Origin of the sequence: Ideonella sp. WA131b (genome assembly GCA_023657425.1) — a bacterium.
GTDB lineage: Bacteria > Pseudomonadota > Gammaproteobacteria > Burkholderiales > Burkholderiaceae_C > Rubrivivax.
This window is the reverse complement of sequence record JAGTJW010000002.1, coordinates 167,456-183,678: the sequence shown is the minus strand read 5'-3', so window position 1 is coordinate 183,678 and position 16,223 is coordinate 167,456. Positions and strand designations below refer to the sequence as shown.

The following is a 16,223-nucleotide window of genomic DNA, read 5'->3' as shown; positions in this document are numbered from 1 at the left end:
TCCCTTGCACCCGATTGCCCTGCAGATTGCCGCCGAACTCAAGGTCCGGCCGGCGCAAGTGACCACCGCCATCGAACTGCTCGACGGCGGCGCCACCGTCCCCTTCATCGCCCGCTACCGCAAGGAGGCCACCGACGGCCTCGACGACATCCAGCTGCGCGAACTGGAGGTGCGCATCGTGTACCTGCGCGAGCTGGCCGAGCGCCGCGCCGCGGTGCTCAGGAGCATCGACGAGCAGGGCAAGCTGTCGGCCGAGTTGCGCGCCGCCATCGAGGCCGCGCACACCAAGCAGGAGCTGGAGGACGTCTACCTGCCCTACAAGCCCAAGCGCCGCACCAAGGGCATGATCGCCCGCGAGGCGGGCTTGGAGCCGCTGGCCGAGCAGCTGTTCACCGACCCCACGCGGGAGCCACTGGCCGAGGCCGCGGCCTTCATCAACGCCGAGGGCGGCTTTGCCGACGCGCCGGCCGTGCTCGACGGCGTCCGCGACATCCTCTCGGAGCGCTGGGCCGAAGACGCCGCGCTCATCGGCACGCTGCGCGACTGGCTCTGGAGCGAAGGCCTGTTCCAGAGCAGGCTGGTCGAGGGCAAGGACGGCCACCACGCCGATGCCACGAAGTTCCGCGATTACTTCGACTACGCCGAGCCCATCCGCACCGTGCCCAGCCACCGTGCGCTGGCAGTGTTCCGGGGCCGCAAGCTGGAGTGGCTGGACGCGAAGCTGGTGCTCGACGAGGAGTTGTTGCCTGGCAAGCCCGGCCTGGCGGAGGGCCGGATCGCCCGCCACCTGGGCTGGAGCCATGCGGGTCGCCGTGCCGACGACCTGATCCGCAAGTGCGTCGCCTGGGCCTGGAAGGTCAAGCTCAGCCTGAGCCTGGAGCGCGACCTCTTCGGCCGCCTGCGTGAGGAGGCCGAGGCCGTGGCCATCAAGGTCTTCGCCGACAACCTGCGCGACCTGCTGCTGGCCGCCCCCGCCGGCAAGAAGGTGGTGATGGGCCTGGACCCCGGCATCCGCACCGGCGTGAAGGTGGCCGTGGTGAGCAGCACCGGCAAGGTGCTGGCCACCGACACCGTCTACCCACACGAGCCCCGCTGCGACTGGGAGGGCAGCCTGCACAGCCTGGGCCGGCTGGTGGCTGCGCACGGCGTGAACCTCATCGCCATCGGCAACGGCACCGCCAGTCGCGAGACCGACAGGCTCGCCGCCGACCTCATCGCGCGCATCGCCAAGCTCGCGCCCGACATGCAGATCCAGAAGGTGGTGGTCAGCGAGGCCGGCGCCTCGGTCTACAGCGCAAGCGAGTATGCGAGCAAGGAACTGTCCGAGCTCGACGTGAGCCTGCGCGGCGCGGTGAGCATCGCAAGGCGCCTGCAGGACCCGCTGGCCGAGCTCGTGAAGATCGACCCCAAGAGCATCGGCGTGGGCCAGTACCAGCACGACGTCAACCAGGCGGGCCTGGCGCGCACGCTCGAGGCCGTGGTCGAGGATTGCGTCAACAAGGTGGGCGTGGACCTCAACACCGCAAGCGCGCCGCTGCTGGCCCGCGTCTCGGGCCTCAGCCCGGCCGTCGCTGCCAGCATCGTCCGCTGGCGGGACGCGCACGGCGCGTTTGTCAACCGCCGCCAGCTGCTGGAGGTGGCGGGCTTGGGGCCGAAGACCTTCGAGCAGGCCGCCGGCTTCTTGCGCATCCGCGACGGCGACAACCCGCTGGACATGACCGGCGTGCACCCGGAAACCTACCAGGTGGTGGAAAAGATGCTGAGCCAGGTGAAGTGCCCCGTGCAGGCGCTGATGGGCAATGCCGACGTGCTCAAGACGCTGCGCCCCGAGGCCTTTGCTGACGAGCGCTTTGGCGCCATCACCGTCAAGGACATCGTTGCCGAGCTCGAGAAGCCTGGCCGTGACCCGCGCCCCGATTTCGTGGTGGCGCGCTTCAACGAGGGTGTCTCCGACATCAAGGACCTGCAGCCGGGCATGATGCTGGAGGGCACCGTCAGCAACGTCGCGCAGTTCGGCGCCTTCATCGACCTGGGCGTGCACCAGGACGGCCTGGTGCACGTGAGCCAGCTGGCGAACAAGTTCGTGGCCGATGCGCGCGAGGTGGTGCGCGCCGGGCAGGTGGTGCGGGTGCGCGTGCTGGAGGTGGACCTCGCCCGCAAGCGCATCGCACTGACGATGAAGCTCGACGCGCCTGGGGACGCGGCGCGCCCCGGCGGAGCCGCCGACAACCGTTTCCACCCGGCCGGCCGCGGCGAGCAGCCCCGGGGCCGCACACCCGAACCGGCGGCCGGCGGCGCCATGGCCGCCGCCTTCGCCAAGCTGCAGGGTCGGCCGTGAGATGAAGGCACTGCGCGTGCTGGCCGGCCCGCAGGCGCGGGCGCACCTGGCCGAGCGCGGCCTGGGTGCGGCCGATGTGCGCGCCGTTCCAGCTGCGGCCGGTGGCGCCAAGGGCATCACGCTGCTGCCGCTGGACCGCTTCATCTTCGGCCACTGGCTGCCGCAGAGCGCGCAGACCGTGCATCTTCTGGGCGCCAGCATCGGCGCCTGGCGCATGGCCGCCGCCTGCCGGCGCACCGAGGGCGGAGCCGACGCGGCGCTGGCCCAGTTGGCCGAGGACTACATCACCCAGAGCTACCCGCACGCGCCAGGGCGCATGCCCACGGCGGCTGTCGTCACCGAGCACTTCAGCCGACGCCTCGAGGAGCGCTTGGGGACACAGGCAGCCGAAGTGCTGTCGCACCCGCGTTACCGCCTGCACGTGTTTACCAGTCGCGGCCGCGGGCTGTTGCACCACGCCGGGCGCGTGCGCCAGCCGCTGGGCTGGGCGGCGGCCTTCGCCGCCAACGCGCTGCACCGGCGCGCCTTGGGCGGCTGGCTGGAGCGCATCGTTTTCGCGGATGCGCGCGAGTCGCTGCCCCTGGCGCTGACCGACTTCCCTACCCGCCAAGTGGCGTTGACGACACACAACCTCACGGCGGCCGTGCTGGCCAGCTGCACCATCCCCTTCGTGCTCGAGGCCGTGCGCGATGTGCCTGGCGGCCCGAGCGGCACCTACTGGGACGGCGGCATCACCGACTACCACCTGCATCTCGACTACCGCGGCTTCGACGACGGCGTGGTGCTTTACCCCCACTTCGGCCCGCACGTGGTGCCGGGCTGGCTCGACAAGCCCTGGAAACGCCGCCACGCCGCCACGGCCGCGCTGTCGCGCGTGGTGGTGATGGCACCGCGCGACGAGTGGATCGCGGCGCTGCCCGGCGGCAAGCTGCCCGACCGCCGCGACTTCAAGAACTGGGGCGACGACGAGGCCGGCCGCCAGGCCATGTGGCGCGGGGCCTACGCCGAGTCGCAGCGACTGGCCGACGAGTTCGCGGAATGGGTCGCGCGCGGCGGCCGGCCGGGGCAGGGTGTCGAGGTCGAGCCGCTGCCGTGACATGCTTCGTTCGGGCTGAGCCTGTCGATGCCCTGCTGAGGGCAAAGCTGCCTACAATGTGATCCGGTCTCCACGCAACAAGGGCAAGGAAAGGCACGACGGTTATGACACCGCGGACTACGAGCTTCACCGCCACCGGCTGCTAGCCGGGTGTCCCGCGCACGTCCGAACATCTCCTCCCCATCGAACAAAGCGCGGCACCCCCGCGCTTTTTTCATGCCCTTCAAGGACACCCCATGATCCAGATCACGCTCCCCGACGGCGCCCGCCGCGAGTACCCCGGCCCCCTCACGGTGGGCGAGGTGGCTGCCAGCATCGGCCCGGGCCTGGCCAAGGCCGCGCTTGCGGCCAAGGTGGATGGCCGTGTCGTCGACCTCAGCCACCGCATCGAGGCCGACGCGCAACTGGCCATCGTCACGGACAAGGACGCCGACGGCCTGGAGATCATCCGCCACAGCACGGCGCACCTGCTGGCCTACGCGGTGAAGGAGCTGTTCCCCGAGGCGCAGGTGACGATCGGCCCGGTCATCGAGAACGGCTTCTATTACGACTTCGCCTACAAGCGCCCCTTCACGCCGGAAGACCTGGCCGCGATCGAAAAGCGCATGGGCGAGCTCGCCGCGAAGAACGAGCCCGTGGTGCGACGCGTGCTGCCGCGCGACGACGCCATCGCGCACTTCAAGGCGCAGGGCGAGGTCTACAAGGCCGAGATCATCGGCAGCATCCCGGCCGGCGAGGAGGTGAGCCTGTACCGCGAAGGCGGCTTCGAAGACCTGTGCCGCGGCCCGCACGTGCCCAGCACGGGCCGCCTGAAGCACTTCAAGCTCATGAAAGTGGCCGGCGCCTACTGGCGCGGCGACCAGGCCAACGAGCAGCTGCAGCGCATCTACGGCACGGCCTGGGCCACGAAAGACGAGCTGCAGGGCTACCTGCGCATGCTGGAAGAGGCCGAGAAGCGCGACCACCGCCGCCTGGGCCGCGAGCTCGACCTGTTCCACCTCGACGAGCACAGCCCCGGCACGGTGTTCTGGCACCCCAAGGGCTGGACGGTGTGGCAGGAGGTGGAGCAGACCATGCGCCGCGTCTACCGCGACAACGGCTACCAGGAGGTCAAGGGCCCGCAGATCCTCGACAAGGCCCTCTGGGAGAAGACGGGCCACTGGGACAAGTACCGCGACAACATGTTCACGACGGAGTCGGAGAAGCGCGACTACGCGCTCAAGCCGATGAACTGCCCCGGGCACATCCTGATCTTCAAGCAGGGCATCAAGAGCTACCGCGACCTGCCGCTGCGCTACGGCGAGTTCGGTCAGTGCCACCGAAACGAGCCCACGGGCGGCCTGCACGGCATCATGCGGGTGCGCGGCTTCACGCAGGACGACGGCCACATCTTCTGCACCGAAGACATGATCCTGGCCGAGTGCGTGCCCTACACGGCGCTGCTGCAGCAGGTGTACAGGGACTTCGGCTTCACGGACATCATCTACAAGGTGGCCACGCGCCCCGAGGCGCGCATCGGCTCGGATGCCATCTGGGACAAGGCCGAGCACGCGTTGATGGAGAGCCTGCGCGCCAGCGGCTGCGAGTTTGTCATCGCCCCGGGCGACGGCGCCTTCTACGGTCCCAAGATCGAGTACACGCTGAAGGACGCCATCGGCCGCCCCTGGCAGTGCGGCACGATGCAGGTCGACTTCTCCATGGCCGAGCGCCTGGGCGCCGAGTACGTGGCCGAGGACTCCAGCCGGCGCCACCCGGTGATGCTGCACCGCGCCATCGTCGGCAGCCTGGAGCGTTTCATCGGCATCCTGATCGAACAGCACGCCGGCGCGCTGCCCGCCTGGCTGGCGCCGGTGCAGGTGGTGGTGGCCTCGATCAGCGAACCGACGGCCGACTATGCATCGGAAGTGGTGAAATCGCTGCAAAAACAAGGAGTTAGGGCTCAGGCCGATTTGCGCGCCGACAAGATCGGCTATAAAATCCGTGAGCATTCGTTGCAGAAGGTCCCGTACATCCTCGTCGTTGGCGACAAGGAGAAGGCGGACGGGACCGTTGCCGTGCGCGCCCGGGGTAACCGAGATCTGGGCACGATGCCGCTGACGAGTTTTGCCGAGAGGCTGCTCGCCGACATCGTTGCCAAGGTCTGAGGCTGCCTTGTGGCGCGCTTTGATTTTTGACGTGGCCCGCACCGCCTTCGGGTTGCCACAGGAGCTGGAACCATCGCTACCTTCATGGATCGCCGCGTGCCCAACGCGGAGCGCAAGCACCGTCTGAACCGGGAGATCATGGCGCCGCAGGTGCGCCTGAACGGGGTCGAGAACGAGCCGCTGGGCATCGTTCCGCTGATGGAAGCGTTGCGCATGGCCGGGGAATTGGACGTCGACCTTGTCGAGATCGCCGCCACCGCCGATCCACCCGTGTGCCGGTTGATGGACTACGGCAAGTTCAAGTATCAGGAGCAGAAGAAGGCGGCCGAGGCCAAGGCCAAGCAGAAGGTCATCGAGATCAAGGAAGTGAAGTTCCGCCCCGGCACCGACGACGGCGACTACGCGATCAAGATGCGCAACCTGCGCCGCTTCATCGCCGAAGACGGTGACAAAGGCAAGGTGACGCTGCGCTTCCGGGGCCGGGAGATCACCCACCAGGAGATCGGCATGCGCATGCTGGAACGCATCCGCGACGAGCTCTCCGACGTGGCGATGGTCGAGCACATGCCCAAGCTCGAAGGCCGGCAGATGATCATGGTGCTGGCGCCCAGACGGAAGTAGGGCGACGGCGAAAGATTCGGGCATGGGGTCTGGTCGACCCGGTGCCCGAAAAGAAGCGGCTGCAGGCCGACAAGTGTTCCGGGTCATCCGGGGCCGCCTGCAGCAGCAATCAAAGAAGGAGCATGCACATGCCCAAGATGAAGACCAAGAGCGGCGCGAAGAAGCGCTTCCGCGTTCGTCCGGGTGGCACCGTCAAGCGGGGCCAGGCTTTCAAGCGCCACATCCTCACCAAGAAGAGCACCACCCGCAAGCGGCAACTCCGCGGCGCTGTGAACGTCCACGAGACGAACATGGGCCACATGGCGCAGATGCTGCCGTTCGCCGGCCTCTGAGCAAGCACCACTGAACACGAAGGAGCACACCCATGCCTCGCGTCAAACGTGGTGTCATCGCCCACGCCCGCCACAAGAAGATCCTGGCCCTGGCCAAGGGTTTCCGCGGCCGCCGCAAGAACGTCTTCCGCATCGCCAAGCAGGCGGTGATGAAGGCGGGCCAGTACGCCTACCGTGACCGCCGCACCCGCAAGCGGGTGTTCCGCCAGCTCTGGATCGCGCGCATCAACGCCGCGAGCCGTGAACTGGGCGTCACGTACAGCAAGTTCATGGCCGGCCTGAAGAAGGCGCAGATCGACATCGACCGCAAGGTCCTGTCCGACATGGCCATCCACGACCCGGCGGGCTTCAAGAGCATCGTCGAGAAGGTGAAGGCCCAGCTCGCTTGATGTTCCGGGACGGCTTGCCGCTCCGGCGGCGGCCCTCGTCCCGAGCTCTTGCATCCAAGGCCGTCACCTTCGGGGGGCGGCCTTTTTTCTCGCCCGTTCCATCTTGCTCATGAACGACCTCGACTCGCTCGTCCAGCAGGCCCGCACCGCGTTCGACACCGCTCCCACTGCGGCCGAGCTCGAAAACGCCAAGGCGCGCTTCCTCGGCAAGGGCGGCAGCCTCACCGAGTTGCTCAAGGGCCTGGCCGCGCTGCCGCCCGAGGCCAAGAAGGCCCGCGGCGCGGAGATCAACCAGTCCAAGCAGCAGGTGGAGGCCCTGCTGACCGCCGCGCGTGAGCGCCTGGCGCAGGCCGAGCTCGAGGCGCAGCTGCGCGCCGAGGCCCTGGACGTGAGCTTGCCCGGCCGCACCCGCGGCACCGGCGGCCTGCACCCGGTGAGTCGCACGATCGAGCGCATCGAGGCGATCTTCTCGAGCATGGGCTTCGATGTCGCCGAAGGCCCCGAGATCGAGACCGACTGGATGAGCTTCACGGCGCTGAACAACCCCGAGAACCACCCGGCGCGCTCGATGCAGGACACGTTCTACGTGGAGTTGAAGGACGCCGAAGGACGCTGGCTGAACCTGCGCCCGCACACGAGCCCGATGCAGGTGCGGTATGCCCGTGCCCATGCCGCGCGTCATGCTGGAAAGATCACCATGCCCGAGGTGCGCGTGATCGCCCCCGGCCGCGTCTACCGTGTCGACAGCGACGCCACGCACTCGCCCATGTTCCACCAGATCGAGGGCCTGTGGCTGGGTGAGAACGTGAGCTTCAAGGACCTGAAGGTCACCTTCGCCACGCTGGTGCGCGAATTCTTCGAGACCGAGGACTTCGACGTCCGCTTCCGGCCGAGCTTCTTCCCGTTCACCGAGCCCAGCGCCGAGATCGACATCCGCTTCGGCAGCGGCCCATTGGCCGGCAAGTGGCTCGAGGTGGCTGGCTCCGGCCAGGTGCACCCGAACGTCGTGCGCAATTTCGGCCTCGACCCCGAGCAACACATCGGCTTTGCCTTCGGCATCGGTGCCGACCGCTTCGCCATGCTGCGCTATGGCATCGACGACCTGCGCCTGATGTTCGACGGCGACCTGCGCTTCCTGACGCAGTTCCGCTGAAATCCCGCACCGAATCCAGAGTCCGAGTCCCAAGATGCAATTCCCCGAGTCCTGGCTGCGCGAGTTCTGCGACCCGCCGCTGTCCACGCAGGCGCTGGCTGACCTGCTCACCATGTCCGGCATGGAGGTCGAGGAGCTCCGGCCCGTGGCGCCGCCCTTTGTCGGCATCGTCGTGGCCGAGATCCTGTCCGCCGAGCAGCACCCCCAGGCCGACCGCCTGCGCGTGTGCAAGGTGGCCGCTGGCGCCTACTCGAAGGACGGTCCGCTGCAGATCGTCTGCGGCGCGCCCAACGCGCGGGCCGGCATCAAGGTGCCGCTGGCGGTGGTGGGCGCCGAGCTGCCCCCGGGCGAGGACGGCAGGCCGTTCAAGATCGGCGTCGGCAAGCTGCGCGGCGTCGATAGCTTCGGCATGCTGTGCTCGGCGCGTGAACTCAAGCTGTCGGAGGACCACGGCGGCCTGCTCGAACTGGCCGCCGACGCCCCGGTGGGCACGAACCTGCGCGAGCACCTGAAGCTCGACGACACGGTCTTCACACTCAAGCTGACGCCCAACCTGGCGCACGGCCTGAGCGTGTTCGGCGTGGCGCGCGAGGTGGCCGCGCTCACCGGTTCGCCGCTGAAGACGCCGTCGTTCCCGCCCGTGGCGCCGCGCACCGACCGCAGGCTGCCCGTGCGCGTGGAGGCGCCGGACCTCTGCGGCCGCTTCTCGGGCCGCGTGGTGCTGGGCGTGAACCCGCAGGCCAGGACACCCGCGTGGATGGTGGAGCGACTCGCCCGCTGCGGCCAACGCAGCGTGAGCGCGCTGGTGGACATCTCGAACTACGTGATGTTCGAGTTCGGCCGCCCCTCGCACATCTTCGACCTCGACAAGATCCACAGCGGCCTCGTCGTGCGCTGGGGGCGGTCGGGCGAGCAGCTCAAGCTGCTCAACGGCAACACGGTGGAACTGGACGAGAAGGTCGGCGTCATTGCCGACGACCACGCCGTCGAGTCGCTCGCGGGCATCATGGGCGGCGACGCCACCGCCGTGGGCGACGCCACAACGAACATCTACGTCGAGGCCGCGTTCTGGTGGCCCGAGGCGGTGCAGGGCCGCTCGCGACGCTACAGCTTCAGCACCGACGCCGGCCACCGCTTCGAGCGTGGCGTGGACCCCGCGCTCACGGTGGAGCACATCGAGCGCATCACGCAGCTGGTCCTCGACATCTGCGGCTCGCCGGACACCGTGGCGGGCCCGATCAACGACCAGACGCTCGCGCTGCCGGAGCGGCGGGTGGTGACGCTGCGCGTGGCCCGAGCGGCCAAGGTCATCGGCATGCCAGTGACGCAGGCGCAGTGCGCTGACGTCTTCCGCCGTCTGGCCCTGGCCTTCACCGAGGCCGAGGGAAGGCTCACCGTGACGCCACCGAGCTGGCGCTTCGACATCGCGATCGAGGAAGACTTGATCGAGGAAGTGGCCCGCGTCGTCGGCTATGACAAGCTGCCCGCCACGCCCACAGTGGCACCCACGCAGGCGCGCGTTCGCCGGGAAGGCCGCCGTTCGGCGCACGAAGTGCGCCACGCTCTGGCCAGCCTGGGTTACCAGGAGACCATCGGCTTCTCGTTCGTGGAAGAGCGCTGGGAGCGAGAGCTTTCCGGCAACGATGACCCAATCCGCGTGCTCAACCCTATCGCTGCGCCCTTGGCCGTGATGCGCTCCAGTCTCGTGGGCAGCCTGGTTCAGATGCTGCGCCAGAACCTGGCACGCAAGCTCACGAGGGCGCGCCTCTTCGAGATCGGCCGCGTCTACCGCAAGGACCGGGCCTCCGCCGACGGCCCGCTGGCCGTGGCCGGAGTCGAACAGCCGATGCGCTTGGCCGCGCTGGCCTACGGGCCGGCCGTGCCGGCGCAGTGGGGCAGCGCCGAGCGCGGGGCCGACTTCTTCGACATCAAGGGCGAGATCGAGGCGCTGCTCGCACCCGTGGCGCCGCACTTCGAGCCGGCGTCGCACCCGGCGCTGCACCCGGGCCGCTGCGCCGCCGTGCGGCTGGGCGACCGAGTCGTCGGTCACGTGGGCGAGCTGCACCCGCGCTGGCGCCAGGCCTACGATCTGCCGCTGTCACCGCTGTTGTTCGAGCTTGAGCTGGATGCCGTGCTGGCGCGCGAGGTGCCGGTGTTCGCGGCCATCTCGCGGCAGCAGCCGGTGTCGCGCGACGTGGCATTGGTGGTGCGCGACGGCGTGGCCCACGACGCGATCGTGGCCGTGCTGCGCGCCGATCCGGCCGGACTGATCCGCAATGCGACTCTGTTCGACGTGTGGAAGCCCTTGCGCGGAGCGGCCGAGTCCGGCCTGGCGGAGGACGAACGCAGCCTCGCCATCCGGCTGGAACTGCTGGACTTCGACCAGACCCTGACCGACGATCGCATCGATGCCGCGGTGCAGGCCGCAGTCTCCCGCGCGACGGCCACGTTCGGTGCCCGCCTGCGTTCCTGAGGATCACCCCACATGACTACCCGCGACGACAGCCCGGACGCGCCAGACAACCACGGCGCCGCCCCGGGCCGAGTGATCCTGCCATCCCTCGAGACGCCCACGCTCACCAAGGCCGAGCTGGCCGAGCTGCTGTTCGACCGCCTGGGCCTGAACAAGCGCGAGAGCAAGGACATGGTCGAGGCCTTCTTCGACATCGTCCATGGCACTCTGGTCGACGGCCGAGACGTCAAGCTCTCGGGCTTCGGCAACTTCAGCATCCGTCGCAAGGCGCCGCGCCCGGGCCGCAACCCGCGCACCGGCGAGAGCATCCCGATCAAGGCCCGCAACGTCGTCACTTTCCATGCCAGCCACAAGTTGAAGTCGATCGTGCAAGGCGATACGCCGCCGGAGGGAGACTTCGAGTAGAATCGAGGTTTTGCCACCGATCCCATTGATATCAGTGGAGAACCAGCTTCCCGCCATTCCGGCCAAGCGCTACTTCACGATCGGTGAGGTCAGCGACCTGTGCGGGGTCAAGCCCTACGTGCTGCGCTACTGGGAGCAGGAGTTCACGCAACTCAAGCCCATGAAGCGCCGCGGCAACAGGCGCTACTACCAGCACCACGAAGTGCTGCTGATCCGTCGCATCCGCGAGTTGCTCTATGACGAGGGCTTCACGATCAGTGGTGCGCGCAACCGGCTTGCTGATGTGCTGCCGCTGCGGGCGGGCGCACCGCTGCCCGACTTTGACGACCTGGACGACGACCTCGTCGTGCTGCCGGCGGCTTCGTTCATGGAGGGCGCCGCCGCGATGCCGCTGATGCATTCTCCTGTCGATCGCGCCACGCTGCCGGTCCCTGCCTTGCAGGGCCCGCTCCAACCGCTGGTCAGCGAAGCCGATCTGGGCGCGCTTCGCAACGAACTGTTGTCGATCCGCGAACTGCTCAGCGTCTGACCGGTCGGTCCCCGACTGCGGGCTATACTCTCAAGCTTAGTCGGGGTGTAGCGCAGCCTGGTAGCGCACTTGCATGGGGTGCAAGGGGTCGCGAGTTCGAATCCCGCCACCCCGACCATTGATCAGCGCGAGCCCGGTACCGAAAGGTGCCGGGCTTTTTGCTGTCTGCGCGGGCTTTCGGCTCGCCCCGCTCACAGCACCGCGGCCAAGCGCGTTCCCTGGTCGATGGCGCGCTTGGCGTCGAGCTCGGTGGCCTCGTCGGCGCCGCCGATCAGGTGCACCGCCAGACCCGCCGCCACCAGCGGCGCGTGCAGCTCGCGCAGGGGCTCCTGGCCGGCGCACAGCACCACGGTGTCGCACTCGATGACCTGGCCGTCCTTGCGGCCTTCGCCGTAGGTGACGAAGAGGCCGCCGCGCGTGATGCGCTCGTAGTTGACGCCGCCGATCATCTCCACGCGCTTCATCTGCAGCGTCGCGCGATGGATCCACCCGGTGGTTTTGCCCAACCCCTTGCCCAGCTTGCCGGCCTTGCGCTGCAGCAGCGTCACCTGCCTGGCCGGGGGCGCGGGCCGCGGCGGCACGACGCCACCTCTCACCTCGACCGGGTTGGCCACGCCCCACTCGGCCAGCCAGGCCGACAGGTCCAGCGTCGGCGAGTGGCCCGACGGCGTGACCAGGAATTCTGCCACGTCGAAGCCGATGCCGCCCGCGCCGACGATGGCCACGCGCTCGCCCACCGGTGCGCCGTGCAGCAGCACGTCGACATAGCTCAGCACCGGCGCGCCCTCGTCGGTGGGGATGCGCGGGTTGCGTGGCGTCACGCCGGTGGCCACGATCACGCCGTCTGGCCGCGACGCGGCCAGCACCTCAGCGGTGGCGCGCGTGTTCAGGTGCAAGCGCACGCCCGTGGCCTCGAGCCGGCGGCCGAAGTAGCGCAGCGTTTCGCTGAACTCCTCCTTGCCCGGGATGCGGCAGGCCATGTTGAACTGGCCGCCGATGCGGCCGCTGGCCTCGTACAGGTCAACCTCGTGCCCGCGCTCGGCCAGCGCCGTGGCCGCGGCAAGCCCCGCCGGCCCGGCGCCCACCACGGCAAACCGCCTGCGCCGCAGCGCCGGGCGCAGCACCAGCTCGGTCTCGCGCGCGGCGCGGGGGTTGACGAGGCAGCTGGCGATCTTGTTCTGGAAGGCGTGGTCCAGACAGGCCTGGTTGCAGGCGATGCAGGTGTTGATGTCCTGCGCGCGGCCCTCGCGCGCCTTGGCCACGAAGTCGGCGTCGGCAAGCAGCGGTCGCGCCAGGCTTACCAGGTCGGCGCTGCCGTCGGCCAGGACCTGCTCGGCCACCTCGGGCGTGTTGATGCGGTTGCTGGTCACCAGGGGCGCCGTCACGCCGCGGGCGCGCAGCGCGTCGCGCATCAGCCGCGTCACCCAGGCGAAGGCGCCGCGCGGCACGCTGGTGGCGATGGTGGGCACGCGCGCCTCGTGCCAGCCGATGCCGGTGTTGAGGACGGTGGCGCCGGCCTTCACCACGGCCTCGCCGAGCTGCACCGCCTCGTCCCAGCTGCTGCCGTCGGGGATCAGGTCGAGCATCGAGAGGCGGTAGATGAGGATGAAGTCCGGGCCCACGGCCTCGCGAACGCGCTGCACGATCTCCAGCGCCAGCCGCATGCGGTTGGCGTAGCTGCCGCCCCAGCCGTCGCGGCGGTGGTTGGTGTGCGCGACGAGGAACTGGTTGATGAAGTAGCCCTCGCTGCCCATCACCTCGATGCCGTCGTACCCGGCCTCGCGCGCCAGCGCGGCGCAGCGCACGAAGGCGCGGATCTGACGTTCGATGCCGCGCGCCGACAGATCGCGCGGCGTGAAGGGCGAGATCGGGCTCTGGATGCGCGAGGGCGCCACGCACAGCGGGTGGTAGCCGTAGCGGCCGGTGTGCAGGATCTGCAGCGCGATCTTTCCGCCCTCGGCGTGCACGGCGTCGGTCACCTCGCGGTGGCGCCGCGCCGCGCCGTGCGTGGCCAGCATGCCGGCGAAGGGCTTGGCCCAGCCCTCGATGTTGGGCGCGAAGCCCCCGGTCACCATCAGCCCCACGCCGCCGCGTGCGCGCTCGGCAAAGTACGCGGCCATCGCGGTGAAGTGTTTGCGGCCGTCCTCCAGGCCCGTGTGCATGCTGCCCATGAGCACGCGGTTGGGCAGGGTGGTGAAGCCCAGGTCAAGCGGGGCCAGCAGGTGGGGGTAGAGGCTCATGGCCGACGCTTCCAGCCAGAAAAAAGGCCCGCCGTCAGCCGCCGGCGGGCCGTGCGGGTGCGGGCAGGCCTACTTCGAAGCCGCTGGCGAGGCGGTCGGGGCCGCCGTCATGGCCGCCGGCTGCGCCGCGGCCGGCACCGTCACGGCGGCCGGCGCCGCGTGGCTGGCCGGCGGCTTGGTGGCTGCGCTCATCGGCAGCAGCGGCACGATCAGCAGCGCCACCAGGTTGATGATCTTGATCAGTGGGTTCACGGCGGGGCCGGCGGTGTCCTTGTACGGATCGCCCACCGTGTCCCCCGTGACGGCGGCCTTGTGCGTGTCGCCGCCTTTCTTGTGCAGCACGCCGTTGGCGTCGGTGAAGCCTTCTTCGATCAGCTTCTTGGCGTTGTCCCAGGCGCCGCCGCCGGTGCACATGCTGATGGCGACGAACAGACCCGTGACGATGGTGCCCATCAGCAGGCCGCCGAGCGCGGCCGGGCCGAGCAGCAGGCCCACGACGATGGGCACGACCACCGGCAGCAGCGACGGGATCATCATCTCCTTGATCGCCGCGGTGGTGAGCATGTCCACGGCCGCGCTGTAGTCGGGCTTGCGCTTGCCGGCCATGATCTGCCCGTCAGAAAACTGTCGCCGCACCTCCACCACCACACTGCCGGCAGCGCGGCCCACGGCTTCCATCGCCATGGCCGCGAAGAGGAAGGGGATCAGGCCACCGATGAACAGGCCCACGATCACCTCGTGGTTGCTCAGGTCGAAGGTGACGTGCATGCCGCGCGACTCGAGCGCGTGCGTGTAGTCGGCAAACAGCACCAGCGCGGCGAGGCCGGCCGAGCCGATGGCGTAGCCCTTGGTCACAGCCTTGGTGGTGTTGCCCACGGCGTCGAGCGGGTCGGTGATGTCGCGCACGCTGCTGGGCAGCTCGGCCATTTCGGCAATGCCACCGGCGTTGTCGGTGATGGGACCGTAGGCGTCGAGCGCCACCACGATGCCGGCCATGCTGAGCATGCTGGTGGCCGCGATGGCAATGCCGTACAGGCCCGCCAGCGCATAGGCGGCGTAGATCGAGATGCAGACGAAGATCACCGGCCAGGCCGTGCTCTTCATGCTCACCCCCAGGCCGGCAATGATGTTCGTGCCGTGGCCCGTGGTGCTGGCCTGCGCCACGTGCTGCACCGGCTTGTACTGCGTGCCGGTGTAGTACTCGGTGATCCAGACCATCGCCGCCGTGAGCACCAGGCCCACCAGGCAGCACAGCCACAGGCTCATCGCGCCGACCTGCTTGCCGCCCACCGTGATGGCCTGCGGGAACATGGCCGTGGTGACAAAGTAGAACGCGATCAGGCTGAGCACGCCCGACACCGCCAGGCCCTTGTACAGGGCCGGCATCACGTTGATCATGCCCGGCTTGGCCTTGACGAAGAAGCAGCCGATGATCGACGCGATGATCGACACGCCGCCCAGCACCAGCGGGTAGGTGACGCCGGCCATCGCGGCCGTGCCGGCCACCACCACCGAGGCCAGCGCCATGGTGGCGATCAGCGTCACGACATAGGTCTCGAACAGGTCGGCGGCCATGCCGGCGCAGTCGCCGACGTTGTCGCCCACGTTGTCGGCGATCACGGCCGGGTTGCGCGGGTCGTCTTCCGGGATGCCGGCCTCCACCTTGCCCACCAGGTCGGCGCCGACGTCGGCACCCTTGGTGAAGATGCCGCCGCCCAGCCGCGCGAAGATGCTGATCAGGCTGGAGCCGAAGGCCACGCCCAGCAGCGGCTTGAGCAGCGCCGACAGCGTGCCCTCGGTGGGTGCGGCCGTGCCGGCCACCCACCAGAAGAACAGCACCACGCCGATCAGGCCCAGGCCCACCACCAGCATGCCGGTGATGGCGCCGCCCTTGAAGGCCACGTCCAGCGCCGGCCCGATGCCGCGCGTGGCCGCCTGGGCCGTGCGCACGTTGGCGCGCACCGAGATGTTCATGCCGATGAAGCCGCAGGCGCCCGACAGCACCGCACCGAGCAGGAAGCCGGCGGCCGTCTTCCAGCCCAGTCCCGGCGCAAGCAGGATCAGCACGAAGAGCACCACGCCGACGATGGCGATGGTCTTGTACTGGCGGGCCAGGTAGGCCGCGGCGCCTTGCTGGATGGCGCCGCTGATTTCTTGCATGCGCGCGTTGCCGGCGTCCTGCGACAGGATCCAGCTGCGTTGCCAGAACCCGTACACGACGGCGGCCAGTCCGCACGCCAGCGCCACGTAGAGCGCCATCTGGGTCGACATGGAACGGTCTCCTTCTTCTCGTCTCTATGTGTTGGTGGTCGGTCTCTGCAAGCCGACGGCCCGTGTCGATATGCCGGTACCGTTCGGCCTCAGAAAGAGCGGGGGCATGCTAGCGCGCGGGCCGGCAGCCTCATTCCCGGGTTTGCCAAGGGGCGCGGGCCGGCGGTCGGCCGCCGTCAGGGGTCGGCAAGGGCGACACCTAGAATCTCAGGGTTTGGCCTAGGCCAGCGGT

The 16,223-nt window shown here is 69.1% G+C and carries 12 protein-coding genes and 1 tRNA gene; 11 read left to right on the top strand and 2 right to left on the bottom strand.

From position 1 onward, the window contains the following. Positions 1–4: 4 nt before the first annotated feature. From KA711_10865 to KA711_10815, 11 genes are all read left to right on the top strand, one after another. A complete protein-coding gene (locus KA711_10865; protein ID MCM0609472.1) occupies positions 5–2,338 on the top strand; it encodes an RNA-binding transcriptional accessory protein in 2,334 nt (777 codons plus the stop codon). 1 nt (position 2,339) lies between these two features. Further along, entirely contained in the window at positions 2,340–3,434 is a 1,095-nt protein-coding gene (locus KA711_10860) for a phospholipase (GenBank protein MCM0609471.1), read from the top strand. 236 nt (positions 3,435–3,670) lie between these two features. After that, positions 3,671–5,578: a threonine--tRNA ligase gene (thrS, locus tag KA711_10855; protein MCM0609470.1), complete on the top strand. Its 1,908-nt coding sequence runs from the start codon at positions 3,671–3,673 to the stop codon at positions 5,576–5,578. Positions 5,579–5,662: 84 nt separating this feature from the next. Continuing rightward, positions 5,663–6,199, top strand: coding sequence for a translation initiation factor IF-3 (gene infC, locus KA711_10850; protein MCM0609469.1), 537 nt, complete (start codon positions 5,663–5,665; stop codon positions 6,197–6,199). Positions 6,200–6,327: 128 nt separating this feature from the next. Next, a complete protein-coding gene (gene rpmI / locus KA711_10845; GenBank protein MCM0609468.1) occupies positions 6,328–6,531 on the top strand; it encodes a 50S ribosomal protein L35 in 204 nt (67 codons plus the stop codon). A 32-nt stretch (positions 6,532–6,563) separates the two neighbouring features. Next, entirely contained in the window at positions 6,564–6,920 is a 357-nt protein-coding gene (gene rplT, locus KA711_10840) for a 50S ribosomal protein L20 (GenBank protein MCM0609467.1), read from the top strand. A gap of 109 nt (positions 6,921–7,029) precedes the next feature. Beyond that, positions 7,030–8,073 (top strand): phenylalanine--tRNA ligase subunit alpha, encoded by a 1,044-nt coding sequence (pheS, locus tag KA711_10835; GenBank protein MCM0609466.1) that lies wholly within the window; start codon positions 7,030–7,032, stop codon positions 8,071–8,073. A gap of 34 nt (positions 8,074–8,107) precedes the next feature. Further along, entirely contained in the window at positions 8,108–10,546 is a 2,439-nt protein-coding gene (locus KA711_10830; GenBank protein MCM0609465.1) for a phenylalanine--tRNA ligase subunit beta, read from the top strand. 12 nt (positions 10,547–10,558) lie between these two features. Then, the gene (locus KA711_10825; protein ID MCM0609464.1) at positions 10,559–10,951 is read left to right on the top strand and encodes an integration host factor subunit alpha; all 393 of its coding nucleotides are present in this window, start codon (positions 10,559–10,561) and stop codon (positions 10,949–10,951) included. A gap of 34 nt (positions 10,952–10,985) precedes the next feature. After that, positions 10,986–11,480 carry a MerR family transcriptional regulator gene (locus KA711_10820; GenBank protein MCM0609463.1) on the top strand — a complete coding sequence of 165 codons (495 nt, stop codon included), beginning with the start codon at positions 10,986–10,988 and terminating at the stop codon, positions 11,478–11,480. A gap of 41 nt (positions 11,481–11,521) precedes the next feature. Next, positions 11,522–11,598 (top strand) — tRNA-Pro (locus tag KA711_10815). A gap of 73 nt (positions 11,599–11,671) precedes the next feature. Here the strand turns inward: KA711_10815 and KA711_10810 are convergent. Both KA711_10810 and KA711_10805 read right to left on the bottom strand, forming a co-directional pair. Beyond that, positions 11,672–13,720 (bottom strand): NADPH-dependent 2,4-dienoyl-CoA reductase, encoded by a 2,049-nt coding sequence (locus KA711_10810; GenBank protein ID MCM0609462.1) that lies wholly within the window; start codon positions 13,718–13,720, stop codon positions 11,672–11,674. A gap of 69 nt (positions 13,721–13,789) precedes the next feature. Continuing rightward, the gene (locus KA711_10805) at positions 13,790–15,991 is read right to left on the bottom strand and encodes a sodium-translocating pyrophosphatase (protein MCM0609461.1); all 2,202 of its coding nucleotides are present in this window, start codon (positions 15,989–15,991) and stop codon (positions 13,790–13,792) included. Between the last annotated feature and the right edge of the window lie 232 nt (positions 15,992–16,223).

Coding starts and splice junctions, on each gene's coding strand:
- KA711_10810 (MCM0609462.1), bottom strand. CDS start 13,720: ATGAGCCTCTACCCCCACCTGCTGGCCCCGCTTGACCTGGGCTTCACC.
- KA711_10860 (MCM0609471.1), top strand. CDS start 2,340: ATGAAGGCACTGCGCGTGCTGGCCGGCCCGCAGGCGCGGGCGCACCTG.
- KA711_10830 (MCM0609465.1), top strand. CDS start 8,108: ATGCAATTCCCCGAGTCCTGGCTGCGCGAGTTCTGCGACCCGCCGCTG.
- KA711_10825 (MCM0609464.1), top strand. CDS start 10,559: ATGACTACCCGCGACGACAGCCCGGACGCGCCAGACAACCACGGCGCC.
- thrS (MCM0609470.1), top strand. CDS start 3,671: ATGATCCAGATCACGCTCCCCGACGGCGCCCGCCGCGAGTACCCCGGC.
- rpmI (MCM0609468.1), top strand. CDS start 6,328: ATGCCCAAGATGAAGACCAAGAGCGGCGCGAAGAAGCGCTTCCGCGTT.
- pheS (MCM0609466.1), top strand. CDS start 7,030: ATGAACGACCTCGACTCGCTCGTCCAGCAGGCCCGCACCGCGTTCGAC.
- infC (MCM0609469.1), top strand. CDS start 5,663: ATGGATCGCCGCGTGCCCAACGCGGAGCGCAAGCACCGTCTGAACCGG.
- rplT (MCM0609467.1), top strand. CDS start 6,564: ATGCCTCGCGTCAAACGTGGTGTCATCGCCCACGCCCGCCACAAGAAG.
- KA711_10805 (MCM0609461.1), bottom strand. CDS start 15,991: ATGTCGACCCAGATGGCGCTCTACGTGGCGCTGGCGTGCGGACTGGCC.